The following is a 21,095-nucleotide window of genomic DNA, read 5'->3' as shown; positions in this document are numbered from 1 at the left end:
GACCAGCGTCTGCAGCGCCCCCGAGGCGAACCCTCGGGGGCGTCTGAATCAGGCCGGTTGGGCCTGCGGCGACTGCGGTTGCAGAGGCAGCAATGGCGCGTGCGGATCAGCCTTGATCGAAGCACGCCAGGCACCGAGCCACTCGGCATGACCTTCGTTCCAGACCTGCTCATGCAGGCGAGCCAGGGCTACCGGGTCGCTGAGCAGGGCCAGGCGTTCGCTGTTGTTGAGGCCGGCAGGGCCGACTTTCAACGCATGGCGAACGCGCTCAATGCGCAGGTACTCGATCGGCTCGGCCTCACGGTGACGCGAGGTCGCCAAGGCACAGGCCAGGGCGTTCTGCTGCGGGTCGACCACCGAACGCACGAAACCGTCATTGAGGGCGTGCCAACGGTTTTCGTGGGTGTACTTCTCGGTCGACAGCAGCGCTTGCGGCGGATTGTATTCCTCGGGGATCAGGAACAGGCTCTCGTCACGGGACTTGAGGCCCAGCTTGACCCGGCTGGAAATCACCGACACCGGAATCGACAGCATCAGCGAGCCGACAATCGGCACCAGCCACCACAGGAAACTTGGGTTCAACCACACCACCAACAGCGCCCACAGGAAGCCGAGAATGGTTTGCGGGCCGTGACGCTTGACCGCTTCACTCCAAGGCGTGGAGTCGTCGTCACGCTGCGGCGAGTTCCAGGTGGCAGCCCAACCGAGGAAAGCGGCGAGGACGAAACGGGTGTGGAAAATCATCCGCACCGGCGCCAGCAGCATGGAGAACAGCATCTCCAGCAGCATCGACAAGGTCACCTTGAACTTGCCGCCGAACTCCTTGGCACCCTTGGCCCAGATCAGAATGATGCTGAGCAGCTTGGGCAGGAACAACAGCACGATGGTGGTGGAGAACAGCGCCACCGCCTTGTCCGGGTGCCATTGTGGCCACAGCGGGTACAACTGGCGCGGCGCCATGAAGTACTGCGGCTCCATCAGGGTGTTCACCGCCAGCAACGCCGTGGACAACACCAGGAAGAAGAACCACAACGGCGCCGACAGGTAGGACATCACGCCGGTCAGGAACACCGCACGGTGCACCGGGTGCATGCCTTTAACCAGGAACAGACGGAAGTTCATCAGGTTACCGTGGCACCAGCGACGGTCACGCTTGAGTTCGTCCAGCAGGTTCGGCGGCAGTTCTTCGTAACTGCCCGGCAAGTCGTAGGCAATCCACACGCCCCAGCCGGCACGGCGCATCAGCGCGGCTTCAACGAAGTCGTGGGAGAGGATTGCACCAGCGAATGCGCCCTTACCTGGCAACGGCGCCAGGGCGCAGTGCTCGATAAACGGCTTCATGCGGATAATGGCGTTGTGACCCCAGTAGTGGGATTCACCCAACTGCCAGAAGTGCAGGCCGGCGGTAAACAATGGGCCGTATACGCGGGTAGCGAACTGCTGCATACGCGCATACAGGGTGTCCATGCCCGACGCCCGCGGCGCGGTCTGGATAATCCCCGCATCCGGCGTGGCTTCCATCAGGCGTACCAGGCTAGTCAGGCATTCGCCGCTCATCACGGAGTCAGCGTCGAGAACGACCATGTATTTGTAGTCGCCACCCCAGCGACGGCAGAAGTCGTCGAGGTTGCCGCTCTTGCGCTTTACACGACGGCGGCGGCGGCGATAGAAGATCTTGCCAAAGCCGCCAGCTTCGCGGCACACGTCGAGCCAGGCTTGCTGTTCGGCGATGCAGATGTCGGCGTCATTACTGTCGCTGAGCACAAAGAAATCGAAGCGATCCAGGTCACCGGTGGCGGCTACCGATTCGAACGTGGCACGCAAACCTGCAAATACCCGCGGCACGTCTTCGTTGCAGATCGGCATCACCAGTGCAGTGCGCGCATCCTTCGGAATTGGCTCGTTACCGGCACTTTTACCGGAGATGCGGTATTTATCGTGACCGGTCAGCAGTTCCAGGAAGCCCATGAGTGCGGTCCAGAAACCGGCCGAGACCCAGCAGAACAGAATCCCGAACATGATCAGGATGCTGGTTTGCAGCGCGTAAGGCATTACCTGAGTGGCGGTTTGCAGCAGGGTCTGGTTGCGGATCTCATCGAAGTCGACCAGCGACCAGCCCTGGTACGGCATGATGCCTTTCATGTACCAGCCGGCGACAATGGTCTGGCCCAGCATCAACACCAACAGGATATAGCGACGGATCGAACCCACGGTACGCCAGCGGGCAGCGGGCAGTACGCGCTCATCCTTGGGTGGCTTGGGCGGGTTGGTGCGACCCGTCATCCGGCGCCAGCCGCGCACCAGGATGTTGGTGCGCCAAGGCTCGGGCACCACTTTGGTCCGGCGGATCGGCGGCGTGGCTTTAAGGCACACGCGACCGCTGGCGTCGAGCGCCAGCATCTCGGCGTCTTGCAGCTCTTCGGCGCTGTTGAGGGTCAAGCGACGGCCGACCGAAGCCTGGGCGGCCTCAGTCGGTGCGTCGAAAGTCGACGACGACAAGCGTTCGTGCAATTCGCTGAACGAGTTGCAGCCCGCCAGCTCGGCGCGCTGCTCAGCGGTCAACGGGAGGTGCGCCAGATACTCGCTCAGAGTCTCTGGCCGGACATTTGAATTACTCATCGGCAGGCAACTGATAGCTCCAGGTTTCGGTCAGGACTTGTTCGGTCTTGGCCGGCTCCGGTGTGGCTGGGGCAGCTTCTGGCTGCGGGTCTTGCTTGTCTTTTGCGTCTTTCCTGGCCTGTTTCTCGTGCTGCTTGGCCAGGACTTTGTCAGCCTTCAACACGTGATTGGAAACCGGCTCAGGCGCTGGTTGCACCACATCCTGCACCAGTGCCGCACGCATTTCGGTCGGTTTGCCTGCGTCCTTGATCTTCATGCGCAGGGTCAGGCGCCAGCCTTTGGTGTGTTCGTTGTAGCGCACACTGTTTTCAACCAGTTCGGCGTTGTCGCCCACGCTCACCTGGCTGCGCACCGGGGCGTCCGGCAGCAGTTTCTTCAGGGCCGGGCCCTCGAAGTCCACCAGGTAGGCCACGCTGCCATCGGGCTGACGGATCAGGTTGGATTGCTTCACGTCACCGGTAGAACGCAGGGTCTGCTTGACCCAGGCGCTGTCCGGCGAATGGAATGCAGCGTCGTCCAGGGTCCAGTGCAGACGGTAGGCGATGTCCAGCGGCTTGCCGACTTCCGGCAGTTCGGCCGGGCTCCAGAACGCCACGATGTTGTCGTTGGTTTCATCGGCAGTCGGGATCTCTACCAGGTCAACGGAGCCTTTGCCCCAATCGCCTTCAGGTTCGATCCAGGCGCTTGGGCGCTTGTCGTAGTTGTCGTCCAGGTCTTCGTAGTGGCTGAAGTTGCGGCCACGTTGCAGCAGGCCGAACCCACGCGGGTTCTCGACGCTGAAGTTGCTGACCGACAGGTGTTTAGGGTTGTTCAACGGGCGCCAGATCCATTCGCCATTGCCGGCGTGGATCGACAGGCCGCTGGAATCGTGGAGCTCGCGACGGTAGTTAAGCACCTTGGAAGGCTGGTTGGCGCCGAACAGGAACATCGAGGTCAACGGGGCAACCCCCAGCTTGCTGACCTTGTCGCGCAGAAACATCTGGGACTTCACATCGACCACGGTGTCAGTGCCGGGCCGCAGGATCAGACGATAGGCACCGGTAGCGCGCGGCGAGTCCAGCAGGGCGAAGATCACCAGGTGCTTGTCGCCCGGCTTTGGACGCTCGATCCAGAACTCGGTGAACCGCGGGAACTCTTCACCGGACGGCAGCGCGGTATCGATAGCCATGCCACGGGCAGACAGGCCATACACCTGGTCCTTGCCGACGACGCGGAAATAGCTCGCGCCGAGCATGGTCATGATTTCGTCTTGCTTGTCGGCCTTGTTGATCGGGAAAAGCACACGGAAACCGGCATAACCCAGTTGCTCGGTAGCTTTGGGATCAAATTTCACGTCACCGAAATCGAAGCGAGTCGGGTCGTACTTGATTTCATGCACGCTGTCAGCGGTGACTTCATTGATTTTCACCGGCGTATCGAAATGCATACCCTGGTGATAGAAGGACAGCTTGAACGGGGTGTTCTGATCGGCCCACTCGGCTTTTTCGTTGCGGAAACGAATCTTCTGGTAGTCAGCGAATTTCATTTCGCGGAATTCGTTCGGCAGATTGCTGCGCGGAGCTTCGTATTTCTGCCCGGCCAGCTCTTTTGCCTTGGCCGACACATCATCCAGACTGAATGCCCACAGTTGACCCGCGCCGAACAGGCAAAACAGGGCAGAGCCCGTTACCAGTGCGTTTCGTAACCGTTTGGCAGACAATTTTGGTGCATTACAGGGACTAACAATCACGAGCAACCCTCGCCGAAAACAGATCAAAAAACCAACGGCCAGCTATCTATATGCCAGGTTGGCGAGCAATGTTCCGACTCCCCCAAGGCAAAATGATTCCCCAAAGGCTATCGGACAAGGCTCTACCTAAGTCAAAAATGGACCAAACAACGCTGATCCCCGTAGCGCGCGATTATCTAGTAGCCCGCGAGACAACGCATCAGGGACAGCGAAGTATTTGTAGCGAAAACCTGCGTTTTTAGGCATTAAAGTCGTTTTTCATACATTCATGTCTGTAAGAGGAAGGTCACAGGGCCATCATTGACCAAATGCACCTGCATATCAGCGCCAAAACGCCCTGACGCCACCTTGCCATGCAATTGTTGCGCTTGTAACAACAAGTGCTCAAAAAGCTCCGCTCCCAGGGCCGGAGGGGCCGCGGTGGAGAAGCTTGGCCGCAGCCCGCTCTTTGTATCCGCCGCCAGGGTGAACTGCGACACCAGCAGCAACCCGCCGCCGATATCCTTGAGCGAGAGGTTCATCTTGCCCTCGGCGTCACTGAACACCCGGTAGTTAAGCAGCTTGTGCAACAGTTTGTCGGCGCTCTCGGGCGTATCTGTAGGTTCTACGGCGACCAGCACCAGCAAACCTTGGTCAATCGCCCCCACGACCTCACCGGCCACTTCGACGCGGGCGCCACGCACCCGCTGCAACAGGCCCTTCATGCTTCTTCAGGCGGCAGATCAAGCAGGCGCCGTGCCATCTCGCCGGTGGCGCGCACCAGCGCGTCGGTGATGCCCGGCTCGGACGCGGCGTGACCCGCCTCGCGAATCACCTGCAATTCACTGTTGGGCCAGGCCTGATGCAGCTCCCAGGCGTTATCCAGCGGGCAGATCATGTCGTAGCGACCATGGATGATGATGCCCGGCAGATGGGCGATCTTGTGCATATCGCGAATCAGCTGGTTGGGCTCCAGGAAGGAGTTGTTGGTGAAGTAATGGCACTCGATGCGCGCAATGGACAGTGCGCGTTGCGGCTCGGAAAAACGCTCCACATGCTGGGGGCTCGGGCACAGCCCCAACATGCGCCCTTCCCAACCGGACCAAGCCTTGGCCGCATGCATCTGGGCGATCTGGTCGTTGCCGGTCAGGCGCTTATGGTAGGCGGCGATCATGTCGTGGCGCTCTTCCACCGGGATCGGCGCCAGGTAGTCCTGCCAGTAATCCGGGAACAGGCGGCTCGCGCCCTCTTGGTAGAACCAGTGAATATCCTGCGGGCGGGCCAGGAAGATGCCGCGCACGATCAGGCCAAGCACACGCTCTGGATGGGTTTGTGCGTAGGCCAGGGCCAGGGTTGAACCCCAGGAGCCGCCGAACAGCACCCATTTGTCGATGCCCAGGTGCTCGCGGATGCGCTCAAGGTCGGCGACCAGATCCCAGGTGGTGTTGTTCTCAAGGTTGGCGCGAGGGGTGGAGCGCCCGCAGCCACGCTGGTCGAAGGTGACGATGTGGTAGAGGTTCGGATCGAAGTAGCAGCGGCTCTGGGCGTCGCAACCGGCACCTGGCCCCCCGTGGATGAACACGACGGGCAAGCCCTCGGGAGAGCCACTTTCATCGACATACAGCGTGTGGGTGTCATCGACTGCCAGATCATGCCGGGCGTAGGGTTTGATCTGCGGGTACCAAGTCTGCATTGCGCGCTCCGTAGGGTGTCGGGTTCATCCCTGGGGGGACGTCTATTATTTTGCCGTCTCGCATCATAAACCCGAATTGTGCAATGAGCATGTCATTGAGCGCTTAGACCTGTGTCAGCAGTTCGCGCCTCAGGTAACCGAGCAGATAGTCATACAGCCGATCCACCTCCGGCACCTGGCCGCGTGCACGCAAACAACCGTGGACCAGCCCTTTGCCGGGATACAGCACGGTTTCCACGCCTGCAGCTTGCAGGCGCTCGGCGTACAGCCGGCCGTCATCGCGCAGCGGGTCGAACTGGGCTACGGCGATCAGCGCCTTGGGTAGCCCGTCGAACGCCTCGGCCAGCAGTGGCATGGCGTAGGGCGAGGGTATGCGCGTGTCACCCAGGTACAACGCCAAGTAGTCCTCAGTGTCGGCACGGCTGAGCAACGGTGCATCCCAGCAATCAGCCCGCGAGGGCAAGTCGGCGGGGCCACCCAAGCCTGGGTAAACCAGCACCTGGGCGCGGGGCATTGCTTGCCGGTCATCGCGCAGCCCCAGGCACAACGCCGCCGCCAGGTTGCCACCGGCGCTGTCGCCCATCACCACCAGCCGTTCGAGGTTGATGGCAGGCAGCCCCTCGCCTGCCTGGATCGCCTGCCATACCGCCCGGCAATCGTTGTAGGCCGCGGGGTAAGGATGCTCAGGGGCCAAGCGGTAGTCGATGGCGATCACCAACACTTGCAGCGTGGCGGCCAGTTCAAAGCAGATGAAATCGTGGGAGTCCAGCCCGCCAACGACCCAACCGCCACCGTGCATATAGAGGAGGCAGGGCCAGCCTTCTGCTGGATCAGGCGCCTCGGGCCGATAGCTGCGCACGCTGACACTTCCTACAGAAAAATCTGCGATGTGCAGCTCCGCGGGTACGGGCGGGGTAAATGCCTGGCACATGCGGTTGTAGGTTTGGCGCAGGCCAGCCAGCGATGAGTCATCGCTGGTAAAAGCTTCGGTCTTCGCGACAAAGGCGCGCATCTGCGAAGAAATAGGGTACATGTGCACACCTTATTCACACTGGTCCGATGGTGTCTCTAGGGTTTAAGGCTGGCCTGGACGGCAGCAACACCATCGCTACCATCAAAGGCTGCCACCCCGGCCAACCAGCGCTGTAGATCCTCGGGATGCTCGCGCAGCCATTTTTTCGCCACTTCCTGGGGCGACTGGCGCGCCATGATCGGCACCATCCACTGGCTTTCCTGGGCGGCGGTGAAGGTCAGGTTGGTGAGCAGCCGGTTGGCGTTCGGGCAGCGCTCGGCAAAATCCGGCGCTGTCACCGTAGACACCGTGGCGCGACCTTCGTTGGGGCCGAACACATCTTCACTGCCGGTGAGGTAGGCCATTTGCATGTTCAGGTTCATCGGGTGCGGAGTCCAGCCGACGAACACCACGAACTCTTTGCGATTCACCGCACGTTGCACCGCAGCGAGCATCCCCGCTTCACCGGACGCGACCAGCTTGAAGCCGCCCAGGCCAAAGCGGTTGGTGTCGATCATCTTCTGGATATCGGTATTGGCACCGCTGCCCGGCTCGATGCCGTAGATCTTGCCGCCGAGTTTGTCCTTGAAGCGGGCAATGTCGGCAAAGGTCTTCAAGCCGGCATCGGCCACGTATTGCGGCACCGCCAGGGTGGCCTGGGCATCGGCCAGGCTCGGCGTGTCGAGCACCTTGACCTGCCCGGCCGCCAGGAACGGGGCGATGTTGTTGTCCATCGCCGGTTTCCAGTAACCGAGGAAGATATCCAGGCGCTTGTCACGGATACCGGCAAAGATGATCTGCTGCACGGCGCTGGTCTGTTTGCTGTCGTAGCCCAGGCCACTGAGCAGCACGTCCGCCATGCCAGAGGTGGCAACCACATCGGTCCAACTGACCACGCCCATGCGGATGGTTTTGCAGGAAGCCGGTTCGGCGGCCATGGCATGGCTGCTCACATAGCCACTGAGCATGAGGGTCAACAACAGTCGTTTCATGGAAGTGGTCTCACTCGGCAGTTTTTTATTGTGGGGATGGCGTCTGATGCGCCCTACTCACAACCTTACCCAGCAAAACCCTGATGAACTCGACCTGTGGCGACCGGCAGTTGTACAGGGGCGACTGTTGGGCCGTCATCGCAGGCAAGCCAGCTCCCACATGTTGATCTGTGAACCCATTCAAGTGTGGGAGCTGGCTTGCCTGCGATAGCGACTTCAGCCGTAGCGCTTTTGTCCCCAGGCCAACAGCCCTTCCAGCAACTGCCTCAACACCACCCGAGTCGGCTCGGCCAAATCCTGGCGATAACGGAACGGTTCGAACTCCTCCATATAGGTGCTCTGGCACAACTCCAGCTGCACCGCGTGGATATCCTGCGCCGGGTTGCCATAGTGACGGGTGATATGGCCGCCTTTGAAGCGCCCATTCAACACATGGGTGTACTGCGGGTGCTGGGCGCAAATCGCTTCCAGTTGGCTGGCCAGCTGCGGGTCGCATGCAGCGCCGTTGAAAGTACCCAGGTTGAAGTCCGGCAATTTGCCGTCGAACAGGTGCGCGATTACCGAGCGGATCGAGTGCGCATCGAACAGCAACGCATAGCCGAACTCGGCCTTGAGGCGTGCCAGTTCTTCTTGCAATTGGCGGTGGTACGGCCCCCAGATTTTTTGCAGGTAGTTGGCCCGCTCCTCCTCGGAGGGCGTTTGCCCTTCACGGAACAACGGCACGCCATCGAACAGCGTCTCGGGGTACAGGCCAGTGGTAGCTCCGGCATACAGCGGCGTGTTGTCGGAGGGCCGGTTGAGGTCGATGACAAACCGCGAGTACTCCGCAGCCAGGGTGCTGGCGCCCAGTTCTTCAGCAAAGTCATACAACAGGGGGATATGCCAGTCGGTATCCGGCAGGCTTTGCGCCTCGGGGATCAACCCAGCCTCCACCGCAGGGGTGAGGCGCAGGCCGGCGTGGGGCATGCTGATCAGCAGCGGTACGCGGCCTTGTTTGAATGTCAGAACCTTATCCACAACTGCATCCTCTCAAACAGTGACGTCGACGCCGTGGCGCACGACGCGTTTATCCAGTTCGCCACCCAGCCAGTAGGCCAGGTCGGCGGGGCGATCGATCTGCCAGGCGACAAAGTCAGCGACCTTGCCCGCTTCCAGTGAGCCATGGGTGTCGCCCATGCCCAACGCGGTGGCGGCGTGTTGCGTGGCACCGGCCAAGGCTTCTTCGGGCGTCATGCGGAACAGGGTGCAGGCCATGTTCAGCATCAGGCGCACCGACAACGCCGGGGAAGTGCCGGGGTTGAGGTCGCTGGCGATGGCGATCTTCACGCCGTGCTTGCGCAGGGCCTCCATCGGCGGCAACTGGGTTTCGCGCAGGAAGTAGAAAGCGCCCGGCAGCAACACGGCGACCGTGCCGGCAGCAGCCATGGCGATGGCGTCTTCTTCGGTCATGAACTCAAGATGGTCGGCCGACAACGCGTGATAGCGCGCCGCCAGGCTGGAACCGTGCAGCGATGAGAGTTGCTCGGCGTGCAGCTTTACCGGCAAGCCGAGTTGCTGGGCAACCTTGAACACGCGCTCGACCTGTTCGGGGGAAAACGCCAGGTATTCACAGAAGGCATCCACCGCATCCACCAGGCCTTCTGCGGCCAGCGCCGGCAGCATCTCATTGCAGATGTGCTCAATGTAATCATCGGCGCGGTCCTTGTACTCCGGCGGCAGCGCGTGAGCGGCCAGGCATGTGGCGCGCACGCTGACCGGCAGCGTTTCACCCAGGCGCCGGGCCACGCGCAGCATCTTGCGCTCGTTGGGCAGATCCAGGCCGTAGCCGGACTTGATCTCCACGGTAGTCACGCCGTCACGCAAAAGGCTGCGCAGACGTTTTTCAGCGCTCAGGAACAATTGATCTTCCGTGGCTGCACGCGTGGCACGCACGGTACTGGCAATCCCGCCGCCCTTGGCCGCGATGTCGGCGTAGCTGACGCCTTCGAGGCGCTGCTCGAATTCGCCGCTGCGATTGCCACCAAACACGGTATGGGTGTGGCAGTCGATCAGCCCGGGGGTGACCCACGCGCCTTGCAGGTCATGCACCTGGGCGTAATCGACCGTAGGTGCCTGGCTGCGCGGGCCGATCCACTCGATCAGCGCGCCCGCTGTCACCATGGCGGCATCCTCGATAATCGAGTATTTGCCTTGGGCCATGGTTGCGACGTGGCAGTGTTGCCAAAGGGTTTTCATCAACGCCTCCCTAAGTTATCGATGAGACAAAGCCTGTTCGTAATGGACCTTGGCCGCTTGCCCGGCGGCGGGCTTGACCCACAGCAGGTACGCGACGATCAGCAGCACGATCCACACAGCGCCGACCATCAAGGCCGCCTGGGTGTCCGGGAAGTAACCGAGCACGCCAAACACAAACAGCATGAACACAATGGCCGCTGCCGGCGCATAGGGCCAGAACGGCACCGGGAATTTCAGTTCGGCGACCTGCTCCCTGGTCATCGAGCGACGCATGGCGACCTGGGTAAACAGGATCATCAGCCAGACCCACACGGTGGCGAAGGTGGCGATCGAAGCGATCAGCAGGAAGACGTTTTCCGGGATCAGGTAGTTGAGCACCACGCCGCCGAGCAACGCGGCGCCCATGACCACCACGGTCATCCACGGCACGCCTTGTTTGGACAACTGCGCGAAGCCCTTGGGCGCCTGCCCTTGCTGGGCCAGGCCGTACATCATGCGACCGGCGCCGAAGATATCGCTGTTGATGGCCGAGACCGCCGCCGAGATCACCACGATATTGAGGATGGTCGCCGCCGAGCCTATCCCCAGGTTACTGAAGATCTGCACGAACGGGCTGCCCTGGCTGCCAATTTGCGGCCACGGGTAGATCGCCATCAGCACGAACAGGGTCAGCACGTAGAACAACAGGATACGCAGCGGCACCGCGTTGATCGCCTTGGGGATCACGCGCTGCGGGTCCTTGGCTTCACCGGCAGTGATGCCGATGATTTCGATACCGCCGAAGGCAAACATCACCACCGCAAACGAGGCGATCAAGCCGCCAATGCCGTTGGGCATGAAGCCGCCGTGCGCCCACAGGTTGCTCAGGCCGCTAGCCTGGGTTTCACCCGCCGAGTGAATGCCGAACAGCATGATGCCGAAACCGCCGAGGATCATCGCCACGATGGCGCCGACCTTGAGCAACGACAGCCAGAACTCCATTTCGCCAAAGACCTTGACGTTGCACAGGTTCAGGCCGCCGATCAAAAACACGATGCCCAGCACCCAGACCCAACGGGCTACCTCGGGAAACCAGAAGCCCATGTAGATGCCGAACGCGGTAACGTCGGCCAGGCAGACGATGATCATTTCAAAGGCGTAGGTCCAGCCGAGGATAAACCCCGCCATGGGCCCCAGGTAGGTACTGGCGTAGTGGCCGAACGAGCCGGACACCGGGTTGTGCACGGCCATTTCACCGAGGGCGCGCATCACCATGAACACGGCGGCGCCGCCGATGAGGTAAGCCAGCAGCACGGCGGGGCCGGCCATCTGGATAGCGGAGGCCGAACCATAGAACAGCCCGGTGCCGATCGCGGAACCGAGTGCCATGAAGCGAATATGTCGGGCGTTGAGCCCGCGTTTCAAACCTTTTTCTGGCTGGTGCATTTCTCTTCCCTATTATTCTTATCCCGAGAAAATCTGAATCTGGCGAAAATCAATGTGGGAGCTGGCTTGCCTGCGATGGCGGACTTCCAGCCAGCCCATCTGGCGCAGACACACCGCTATCGCAGGCAAGCCAGCTCCCACATTGGGTACCGGTGAGCTTAAAGGCTCGGCAGCAACTTGGCCGGTACCAGCTCATTCAGGCAGCGGGTAGCGAGCAGTTCGCTGGCAGCGTTGATGTCCGGGGCGAAGAAGCGATCCTTGTCATAGAACGCCACCTTATCGCGCAGGATGCCGCGGGCTTTTTCAAGTTTCGGCGAGGTCTTCAGGCCGTCGCGCAAATCCAGGCCCTGGCACGCTGCCAGCCATTCCACCGCGAGGATGCCACGGGTGTTCTCGGCCATTTCCCACAGGCGCTTGCCCGCAGCCGGGGCCATGGACACGTGGTCTTCCTGGTTGGCCGAAGTCGGCAGGCTGTCGACGCTATGGGGATGGGCCAGTGCCTTGTTCTCACTGGCGAGCGCAGCGGCAGTGACCTGGGCGATCATAAAACCGGAGTTCACCCCACCATTGCCTACCAGGAACGGCGGCAGTTGCGACATGTGCTTGTCCATCATCAGCGAGATGCGCCGCTCGCTCAGGGAGCCTATTTCGGCAATCGCCAGGGCCATGTTGTCAGCGGCCATGGCCACCGGTTCGGCGTGGAAGTTGCCACCGGAAATCACATCGCCTTCGGCGGCAAATACCAGTGGGTTATCCGACACCGCGTTGGCTTCCACCACCAGCACTTCGGCAGCCTGGCGGAACTGGGTCAGGCAGGCGCCCATGACCTGTGGCTGGCAACGCAGGGAGTAAGGGTCTTGCACCTTGTCGCAGTTCTGGTGCGACTGCGAGACCTGGCTGCTTTCCCCCAGCAGGTCACGATAGGCCGCAGCCGCATCGATCTGCCCACGCTGGCCACGCGCGGCATGAATACGCGCATCGAACGGCGAGCGCGAACCCAGTACGGCTTCTACGGTGAGGCCGCCGCAGGCAAGGGCACCGGCGAACAGGTCTTCGCCTTCGAACAGGCCGCGCAACGCATAAGCGGTGGACACCTGGGTACCGTTGAGCAGGGCCAGGCCCTCTTTGGCGGCCAGGGTCAGCGGTGTGAGGCCAGCCACTTTCAGCGCTGCGGTCGCGTCCAGCCATTCGCCTTTGTAGCGCGCCTTGCCTTCGCCGAGCAGCACCAGGGACATATGCGCCAATGGCGCCAGGTCACCGGATGCACCGACCGACCCCTTGAGCGGAATGTGCGGGTACACCTGGGCGTTGATCAGCGCGATCAGCGCGTCGATCACCTGGCGACGGATCCCGGAGAAACCACGGCTCAGGCTGTTGACCTTGAGCACCATGACCAGCCGCACCAGCGCATCGCTGATCGGCTCACCGACGCCGGCAGCATGAGACAGCACCAGTGAACGCTGGAGGTTTTCCAGGTCTTCACTGGCGATACGGGTCGAGGCCAGCAGGCCAAAACCGGTGTTGATGCCATAGGCGGTGCGGTTCTCGGCGAGGATCTGCTCCACGCAGGCAACGCTGGCTTCGATCTGGGCCGAGGCGCTGTCATCCAGGCTGAGGGTTACCGGCTGCTGGTAGATGGCACGCAGTTGGGCGAGGCTCAGTTGGCCTGGAATCAGGTTTAGCGCAGTCACATTCGTTCTCCTTGTGAATTATTCTTAAGTGTTCAGTGCAAATTCGGTAACGCAGTGTCTTTAAGCAACTGGGCAGCGGCGGCAATATCCGGCGCCAGCCAGCGGTCCTGCTCGTAAGCGGGGACCACTTCGCGCAGCAAGCGCCAGGCGTGGTCGGTACCGGCGCCCAAGCGCTGGTCCTTGAGGAACTCGAACGCCTGGGCCGCCAGCAAGTATTCGATGGCAAGAATCTGGGTGACGTTGGCCAATACCTGGTGCAGCTTGAGCGCGGCGTTGGTGCCCATGCTCAGGTGGTCTTCCTGCAGGCCCGAGGTGACGAAGTTGTCGAGCACCGCCGGTTGCGCCAACTGGCGGTTTTGCCCGCACAAGGACGCGGCGACGTACTGCACGATCATCATCCCGGAGTTGACCCCGGGGTTGCTGACCAGAAAGGCCGGCAAGCCGCTGACGTGCGGATTGATCAGGCGATCCAGGCGGCGCTCGGCCACCGAGCCGATTTCGGCCATGGCGATGGCGAGCATGTCGGCCGCCAGCGCCACGGACTGGCCGTGGGGGTTGGCCTGGGACACCACGCGGTAGCTGACCGGCGTGCCGAGCACCAAAGGGTTGTCGGTGGCGCTGTTGAGTTCGGTCTCGATCTGGCGCGTGGCGTGCTCCACCTGATCGCGGGCCGCGCCGTGGATCTGCGGGATCGAGCGAAGGCTCAAGGCGTCCTGGGTGCGGATACCTTTGCTGCTGGCGATCACCTCACTGCCGTCGAGCAACGCACGCAGGTTGCTGCCCACTTGCTGCATACCCGGGTGCGGCTTGAGGGCGATGATTTCTTCGTCGAAGGCATCGATCTGGCCGCGCTGGGCTTCGAAACTCATGGCGCCGATCACGTCGGCCCATTGCAACAGGTGGTGCGCGTCGGCCAGGGCCAGGCAACTCAGGCCGGTCATGCACGGCGTGCCGTTGACCAGGCACAGGCCATCCTTGGCACCGAGTACCACGGGCTGCAAGCCTTCAGCCTGCAACGCGTATTGCGCCGTGACGATCCGGCCGCGGTAGCTCACATTGCCGATGCCGAGCAAGGCCACGCCGACATGGGCCATGTGGGTCAAATACCCCACCGAACCCTGGGATGGCACTTGCGGCGTGATGTCGTGATTGAGCAGCGCCAGCAACGCGTGCACCACCTGCGGGTGCAGGCCGGATTTACCGTGGCTGTAGTTGATGATTGCCGCGCACATGATCGCGCGAGTCTGCTCGTCGCTGAGCACCGGGCCGACGCCGCAGGCATGGCTGAGCAGCGTATTGCGCGACAGTTGGCTCAGTTGCTCGCCCTCAAGCGACACATTGCACAACGCGCCCAGTCCGGTGTTCACACCATAGGCGCGCTCGCCGCTGGCGACGATGCGCTGCACGATGGCCTGGGCATTGTCGATGCGCGCCCAGGCGTGACCCGAGAGTTCGAGCACTGCGCCGTGGCGAGCAACGGCGGCGACGTCCTGCCAGCGCATCGGGGCGTCGGCGATGATGATTTTGGTTGCCTGGGACATCGTTGACCTCTTCATATTCTCTAAACCTTTGGCGGCCTCATCGCGGGCAAGCCCGGCTCCCACATTTGAACTGTGTGAACCCAATCAAATGTGGGGGCTGGCTTGCCTGCGATGGCGTCCGTCAGACCACCGCCGCCCGGCGCTGAACAAACCGATCCACATACTCGTCCGCCGGCGAATGCAAAATCTCCCGGGGCGTGCCGACCTGAATCAACTTGCCGTCCTTGAGGATCGCAATGCGATTACCAATGCGCACGGCTTCGTCGAGGTCATGGGTGATAAACACGATGGTCTTGTGCAGGGTCTTTTGCAGTTCGAGCAACTGGTCCTGCATTTCGGCGCGGATCAGCGGGTCGAGGGCGCTGAAGGCTTCGTCCATCAGGATGATGTCGGTGTCTGCGGCCAAGGCGCGGGCCAGGCCCACACGCTGGCGCATACCGCCGGAAAGCTGGTGTGGGTATTTGTTTTCGTAGCCCTTGAGCCCCACGGTTTCGATCCAGTGCAGGGCGCGCTCAGCGCATACCTGCTTGGTTTCGCCGCGCACTTTGAGGCCGTAGGCGACGTTGTCGAGCACGCTCTTGTGGGGCAACAGGCCGAAGCTCTGGAACACCATGCTGATCTTGTGGCGACGGAATTGGCGCAGGGCTTCCATGTCCAGTTGCAGGATGTCTTCGCCGTCCACCAGGATCGCGCCGCTGGTGGGATCGATCAGGCGATTGAAGTGGCGCACCAAAGTGGATTTGCCGGAGCCCGACAGGCCCATGATCACGAAGATCTCACCCGTGCCGATGCTCAAGGACAGATCGTTCACGCCGACCACGCAGCCGGTCTCGGCCAGTACCTGATCCTTGGTCTTGCCCTGGCCGACCATCGCCAGGGCGTCCTTGGAACGGGCGCCGAAGATCTTGAAGACGTTTTTGACTTCGATTTTGCTGACAGTCGTCATTTGCTCGCCTCATGCCGTGGGCGGCCATAAGCCTGGGTAATGCGGTCGATGACCACTGCGAGAATCACGATCGCCAGCCCGGCTTCCAGGCCACGGCCGACGTTGAGGGTCTGGATGCCGACGAGCACGTCTTCACCCAAGCCACGGGCGCCGATCATCGAGGCGATCACCACCATCGACAGCGCCATCATGGTGGTCTGGTTGATCCCGGCCATGATGCTCGGCAGCGCCAGCGGCAATTGCACGCCGAACAGTTGCTGCCAGCGGTTGGCGCCAAAGGCGTTGATGGCTTCCATGACTTCGCCATCGACCTGGCGAATGCCCAGGTCCGTCAGGCGAATCAGCGGCGGCGCGGCGTAGATCACCGTGGCGAAAATCGCCGGCACCTTGCCCAGGCCGAACAACATCAGCACCGGGATCAGGTACACGAAGCTGGGCATGGTCTGCATGATGTCCAGCAGCGGCATCAGCACCGAACGCAGGCGATTGCTGCGCGCCGACAGGATGCCCAGGGGAATGCCGATCAGCACCGAGATCACCGTGGCGACCATCATCAGTGCCAGGGTTTGCATCAGCTTGTCCCACAGGCCAACGGCACCCACCAGGAACAGCAAACCGACGATCACCGCCGTGGTCACCAGCTTGCGCGTGGCGTGCCAGGCGATGCCCCCGACAATGGCCAGCATCAGCCACCAGGGCGCCATGCGCAGCAGGCCTTCCAGGTTGACGATGGCCCACAGCAGCGTATCGGAGATGTGCCGGAACACATCGCCGTAGTTGGTGACCAGCGAGTCCACCCAACCGTTGACCCAGTCGGCGATGGAAAACGTAAAACTCTCAGGAAACATATCGTGCTCTCGATCCAGTGGGTTGTGGCCAGCCGCCCGGCCACCCCTGAGGGTAGCCGTGCACACTTGACCTACAAGGCCGCTTCGATTTTCTTGGCTGCGTCGTCGCTCACCCAGGCGTGCCAGACTTCAGGATGTTCCTTGAGGAAAATTTTCGCCAGTTTTGGCGACTCGATGCGCTCCTTGGCCATGCGGCCGAGGTTCTGGTTGAGCAGGTCGATAGGCAGGTTGACCTTTTCCAGCACGGCCACCAGTTCTGGCGCTTGTTCGTGAAAGGTCTTGGACAGGCCGACCTTGATGCTTACGCTCTTATCCACGCCGGGCTTCTCTTCCAGCTTGACCAGGTCGACCTGGCCCATCAGCGGTGTCGGTGACCAGTAGTAGAACAGGATCGGCTCGCCGCGCTTGTAGCTCGACAGCACCGCCGCATCCAGCGCCGGGCCGGTGCCTGGGCGGAAGTTGGTGTAGGTGCTTTCCAGGCCGTAGCTCTTGAGCATTTCGCTGTTGTCCAGCTCACAGGTCCAGCCGGCCGGGCAGTTGTAGAAACGGCCCTTGGAGGGCTCTTCCTGGTCCTTGAACACCGAGGCGTATTTGGCCAGGTCGGCGATGCTTTTCAGGTCCGGGGCCTTGGCTTCCAGCTTGCGCTTGGCGTCGCCCTCGATCACATAACGCGGCACGTACCAGCCTTCCACCGCGCCGACCACCGGGGCACCTACACCGACGACTTTGCCGGCCTTCTCGGCCTTGTTCCAGACTTCGCTGCGGCCTACCCACTCTTCGGCGAAGACCTGGATGTCGTTGCTACCCAAGGCGTTTTCCATGGTGATGGAGTTGCCTGGCAGGCTGTCGGTTTTGCAGTCGTAGCCTTTTTCCAGCACGGCTTGCAGGATGTCGGTGAGCAACATGCCGCTTTCCCAGTTCAGGCCGGCGAATTTCACCGGCTTGCCGGACTCGCACCAGCCGGCCGCCTGGGCGCCGGCGCTTGCCAGCAAGCCCGCTGAGAACAAGGTAGCCAGCAAGGTCTTATTCATAGTCATTGTTGTGACGCTCCCAATCATGAAATGGATTACGGCAGTCAGTAGGCGTCCTGCCCTGTCCACGTCCCATCAGGCTTGTGCAGCCAGCCCGTTTGTTGTGGGTAAAGCGCCCTGCTCTGTCGGCAGGATCAGGTGATCGGGTACCGTGCCGTGCCATTTTTTCGCACACACGTAATACAGGGCCGCCGGCAGTACCAGGCCGATGATCCAGGAGATGTCCACGTTACCCAGCGCGGCTACCAAAGGGCCGGTGTAGAACTTGGTCGAGATGAACGGCAACTGCACCAACACGCCGAAGACATAGACACTGATACCCAACAGGTTCCAGCGGCCATAGCGACCGTTCGGGTCGGCCAGTGCCGGCACGTCATAGCGCTCGCGGGTGATGCAGTAGTAATCCACCAGGTTGATCGCGCTCCAGGGCGTGAAAAACGCCAGCAGGAACAGGATGAACGACTTGAACGCACCGAGGAACGAGTGCTGGCCGAGCAAGGCGATCAGGGTTGCCGTACCGACGATGGCGAGCACGAACACCAGGCGTTGAACACGCGTGACTTCCAGACGACCGCGAAAGCCGCTGATGATGGTCGCAATGCACATAAAGCTGCCGTAGGAGTTGAGCGTGGAAATGGTGACCTTGCCGAACGCGATGCTGAAGTACAGCAATGCAGCAGTGGCCCCTGTGCCGCTCAAGCCAACGATGTAGGCCACTTCATGCCCGGCAAATTGGCCATTGGACATGGCCGCGGCGAACACGCCGAGCACCATTGCCACCTGCGCGCCGATGACCGAACCCGCGCCGGCGGCGAGAAAGGTTTTCACCGACGACGTGTTGCTCGGCAGGTAACGCGAATAGTCCGCCACATAGGGGCCGAAAGCGATCTGCCAGGAGGCCGCAAGCGACACGGCCAACAGAAAACTGCTCCAGCTGAAATGACGGATTTGCAGGAGCGCGCCAACGTCGGTCTGGCTCATCAACCGACTGAACAGGTACACAAAGGCAATCACGCCAATGACGCTGGCGACACGGCCGATGAAATGGATCACCCGATAACCCAGCACGGTGACCAGCACAATGACACTGGCGAAAATCAGGATACCGACGCTGTCGCTGACCCCGAACAACTGGCCCAGCGCCTGCCCCGACAGCACGGTGCCGGTCGCGGTGAAACCCAGGTACATCAAGCACACCAGCACGATCGGGATGGCCGCGCCATACACGCCGAACTGCACACGGCTGGAGATCATCTGCGGCAAACCAAGCTTGGGGCCTTGCGCCGCATGCAGCGCCATGACCCCGCCACCGATCAGTTGACCGACCAGCAGGCCGATCAACGACCAGAACACATCACCACCCAGCACCACGGCCAGGGCCCCGGTGACAATCGCGGTGATCTGCAGGTTGGCACCCATCCATAGGGTGAACTGGCTCAATAGACGACCGTGTCTTTCCGCTTCCGGGATGTAGTCGATCGAACGCCTTTCGATCAACGGGGTGGTGTCGTTTGCAGCCATGTTGTTCAACCTCTGATGGATTGTCTTGGGGTTGCCGCCGATCCAATGTGGGAGGGGGCTTGCCCCCGATTGCGGTGTATCAGCCAACAGATCAGATGACTGACCCGCCGCTATCGGGGGCAAGCCCCCTCCCACATGGGTCACTTGATCATCGGCAGGTTGAGGCCCTGCTCTTTGGCGCAATCGATAGCAATCTGATAACCGGCATCGGCATGACGCATCACCCCGGTCGCCGGGTCGTTATGCAGCACCCGCGCAATCCGCTCGGCCGCTTCATCGGTACCGTCGCAGACGATCACCATGCCTGAGTGCTGAGAGAAGCCCATGCCCACGCCACCACCGTGGTGCAGCGAGACCCAGGTCGCGCCGCTGGCGGTGTTGAGCAAGGCGTTGAGCAGTGGCCAGTCGGACACGGCATCGGAACCATCCTGCATGGCTTCGGTTTCGCGGTTAGGGCTGGCGACAGAGCCCGAGTCCAGGTGGTCACGACCGATCACCACAGGGGCGGACAGCTCGCCGCTGCGTACCATTTCGTTGAAGGCCAGGCCGAGTTTGGCGCGCTGGCCCAGGCCGACCCAGCAGATACGTGCCGGCAGGCCCTGGAAGCTGATGCGCTCGCGGGCCATGTCCAGCCAGTTGTGCAGGTGGGCGTCGTCCGGGATCAGCTCTTTGACTTTGGCGTCGGTCTTGTAGATGTCTTGCGGGTCGCCAGACAGCGCCGCCCAGCGGAACGGGCCGATGCCACGGCAGAACAGCGGGCGGATGTAGGCCGGTACGAAACCCGGGAAGTCGAAGGCATTTTCCACGCCCTCTTCCTGGGCCATCTGGCGGATGTTGTTGCCGTAGTCAAAGGTCGGGATGCCCTGCTTCTGGAATTCCAGCATGGCTTTGACGTGCACAGCCATCGACTGCTTGGCCGCCTTGATCACGGCAGCCGGCTCGGTTTTGGCGCGGGCGCGGTATTCGTCCCAGGTCCAGCCGGCCGGCAGGTAGCCGTTGAGCGGGTCGTGGGCGCTGGTCTGGTCGGTGACCATGTCCGGGCGCACGCCACGCTTGACCAGCTCTGGCAGAATTTCGGCGGCGTTGCCCAGCAGGGCGATGGAAATGGCCTTGCCTTCCTTGGTGTACTTGGCGATGCGCGCCAGGGCGTCATCGAGGTCGGTGGCTTGTTCGTCGACATAGCGGCTGGCCAGGCGGAAGTCGATGCTGACCTGTTGGCACTCGATATTCAGCGAGCAGGCGCCGGCCAGGGTCGCGGCCAACGGTTGCGCGCCGCCCATGCCGCCGAGACCAGCAGTGAGGACCCAACGGCCCTGAAGATTTGAATCGTAGTGCTGACGGCCAGCTTCGACGAAGGTTTCATAGGTGCCCTGGACGATGCCTTGGCTACCGATGTAGATCCAGCTGCCGGCGGTCATCTGGCCGTACATGGCCAGGCCCTTGGCATCCAGTTCGTTGAAGTGCTCCCAACTGGCCCAGTGCGGTACCAGGTTGGAGTTGGCGATCAGTACGCGCGGGGCGTTGCTGTGGGTCTTGAACACGCCGACCGGCTTGCCGGACTGCACCAGCAGGGTTTCGTCGTCATTCAGGTTGGTGAGGCTCTCGACGATCTGGTCGTAACATTCCCAGTTACGCGCCGCACGGCCAATACCGCCGTAAACCACGAGTTCCTTGGGGTTCTCGGCCACTTGTGGGTCGAGGTTGTTCATCAACATGCGCAGCGGCGCTTCGGTCAGCCAGCTTTTGGCGGTGAGCTTGTTACCGCGGGCGGCGCGGATTTCGACGTCACGGTATTTTGTAGACTTGGTCACTGCTAGGACTCCTCGGCGATCG

General features: G+C 61.7%; 16 protein-coding genes. All 16 read right to left on the bottom strand.

Annotated features, from left to right (window positions below):
• Positions 1–48 precede the first annotated feature (48 nt).
• Positions 49–2,619, bottom strand: coding sequence for a glucans biosynthesis glucosyltransferase MdoH (gene mdoH / locus IH404_RS02755; protein WP_194439885.1), 2,571 nt, complete (start codon positions 2,617–2,619; stop codon positions 49–51).
• Positions 2,612–4,348, bottom strand: coding sequence for a glucan biosynthesis protein G (locus tag IH404_RS02750; protein ID WP_005783973.1), 1,737 nt, complete (start codon positions 4,346–4,348; stop codon positions 2,612–2,614). The genes mdoH and IH404_RS02750 overlap by 8 nt, the downstream gene beginning before the upstream one ends.
• Positions 4,349–4,614: 266 nt before the next feature.
• The gene (gene dtd, locus IH404_RS02745; RefSeq protein WP_194439884.1) at positions 4,615–5,052 is read right to left on the bottom strand and encodes a D-aminoacyl-tRNA deacylase; all 438 of its coding nucleotides are present in this window, start codon (positions 5,050–5,052) and stop codon (positions 4,615–4,617) included.
• On the bottom strand, positions 5,049–6,020 hold the full coding sequence (gene pip / locus IH404_RS02740; RefSeq protein WP_005783969.1) for a prolyl aminopeptidase: 972 nt from the start codon (positions 6,018–6,020) through the stop codon (positions 5,049–5,051). Before pip ends, dtd begins: the two co-directional genes overlap by 4 nt.
• Positions 6,021–6,123: 103 nt before the next feature.
• Positions 6,124–7,053, bottom strand: coding sequence for an alpha/beta hydrolase (locus tag IH404_RS02735; protein WP_194439883.1), 930 nt, complete (start codon positions 7,051–7,053; stop codon positions 6,124–6,126).
• A 35-nt stretch (positions 7,054–7,088) separates the two neighbouring features.
• Positions 7,089–8,024 (bottom strand): choline ABC transporter substrate-binding protein, encoded by a 936-nt coding sequence (locus IH404_RS02730; protein ID WP_005783966.1) that lies wholly within the window; start codon positions 8,022–8,024, stop codon positions 7,089–7,091.
• Between the two features lie 216 nt (positions 8,025–8,240).
• Positions 8,241–9,041, bottom strand: coding sequence for an N-formylglutamate deformylase (hutG, locus tag IH404_RS02725; RefSeq protein WP_194439882.1), 801 nt, complete (start codon positions 9,039–9,041; stop codon positions 8,241–8,243).
• Positions 9,042–9,053: 12 nt separating this feature from the next.
• Entirely contained in the window at positions 9,054–10,259 is a 1,206-nt protein-coding gene (gene hutI, locus IH404_RS02720) for an imidazolonepropionase (protein WP_194439881.1), read from the bottom strand.
• Between the two features lie 15 nt (positions 10,260–10,274).
• Entirely contained in the window at positions 10,275–11,684 is a 1,410-nt protein-coding gene (locus tag IH404_RS02715; RefSeq protein ID WP_032878336.1) for an amino acid permease, read from the bottom strand.
• A 158-nt stretch (positions 11,685–11,842) separates the two neighbouring features.
• Positions 11,843–13,375 (bottom strand): histidine ammonia-lyase, encoded by a 1,533-nt coding sequence (hutH, locus tag IH404_RS02710; protein ID WP_005783960.1) that lies wholly within the window; start codon positions 13,373–13,375, stop codon positions 11,843–11,845.
• 32 nt (positions 13,376–13,407) lie between these two features.
• Complete coding sequence (hutH, locus tag IH404_RS02705; RefSeq protein ID WP_194439879.1) at positions 13,408–14,916, bottom strand: histidine ammonia-lyase; 1,509 nt, start codon at positions 14,914–14,916, stop codon at positions 13,408–13,410.
• A 121-nt stretch (positions 14,917–15,037) separates the two neighbouring features.
• On the bottom strand, positions 15,038–15,862 hold the full coding sequence (locus IH404_RS02700) for a glycine betaine/L-proline ABC transporter ATP-binding protein (protein WP_005783958.1): 825 nt from the start codon (positions 15,860–15,862) through the stop codon (positions 15,038–15,040).
• Positions 15,859–16,710 carry a proline/glycine betaine ABC transporter permease gene (locus IH404_RS02695; RefSeq protein ID WP_032878340.1) on the bottom strand — a complete coding sequence of 284 codons (852 nt, stop codon included), beginning with the start codon at positions 16,708–16,710 and terminating at the stop codon, positions 15,859–15,861. The genes IH404_RS02700 and IH404_RS02695 overlap by 4 nt, the downstream gene beginning before the upstream one ends.
• A 71-nt stretch (positions 16,711–16,781) precedes the next feature.
• Positions 16,782–17,747, bottom strand: coding sequence for an ABC transporter substrate-binding protein (locus tag IH404_RS02690; protein WP_194439877.1), 966 nt, complete (start codon positions 17,745–17,747; stop codon positions 16,782–16,784).
• Positions 17,748–17,816: 69 nt separating this feature from the next.
• A complete protein-coding gene (locus IH404_RS02685; RefSeq protein ID WP_103733952.1) occupies positions 17,817–19,262 on the bottom strand; it encodes a cytosine permease in 1,446 nt (481 codons plus the stop codon).
• A 140-nt stretch (positions 19,263–19,402) separates the two neighbouring features.
• Positions 19,403–21,073, bottom strand: coding sequence for a urocanate hydratase (gene hutU, locus IH404_RS02680; protein ID WP_005783954.1), 1,671 nt, complete (start codon positions 21,071–21,073; stop codon positions 19,403–19,405).
• Positions 21,074–21,095: the final 22 nt, after the last annotated feature.

This window comes from Pseudomonas sp. OST1909 (assembly GCF_015277575.1).
In the GTDB taxonomy this organism is placed as follows: domain Bacteria; phylum Pseudomonadota; class Gammaproteobacteria; order Pseudomonadales; family Pseudomonadaceae; genus Aquipseudomonas; species Aquipseudomonas synxantha_A.
This window is presented reverse-complemented; position numbering and strand designations above follow the sequence as displayed.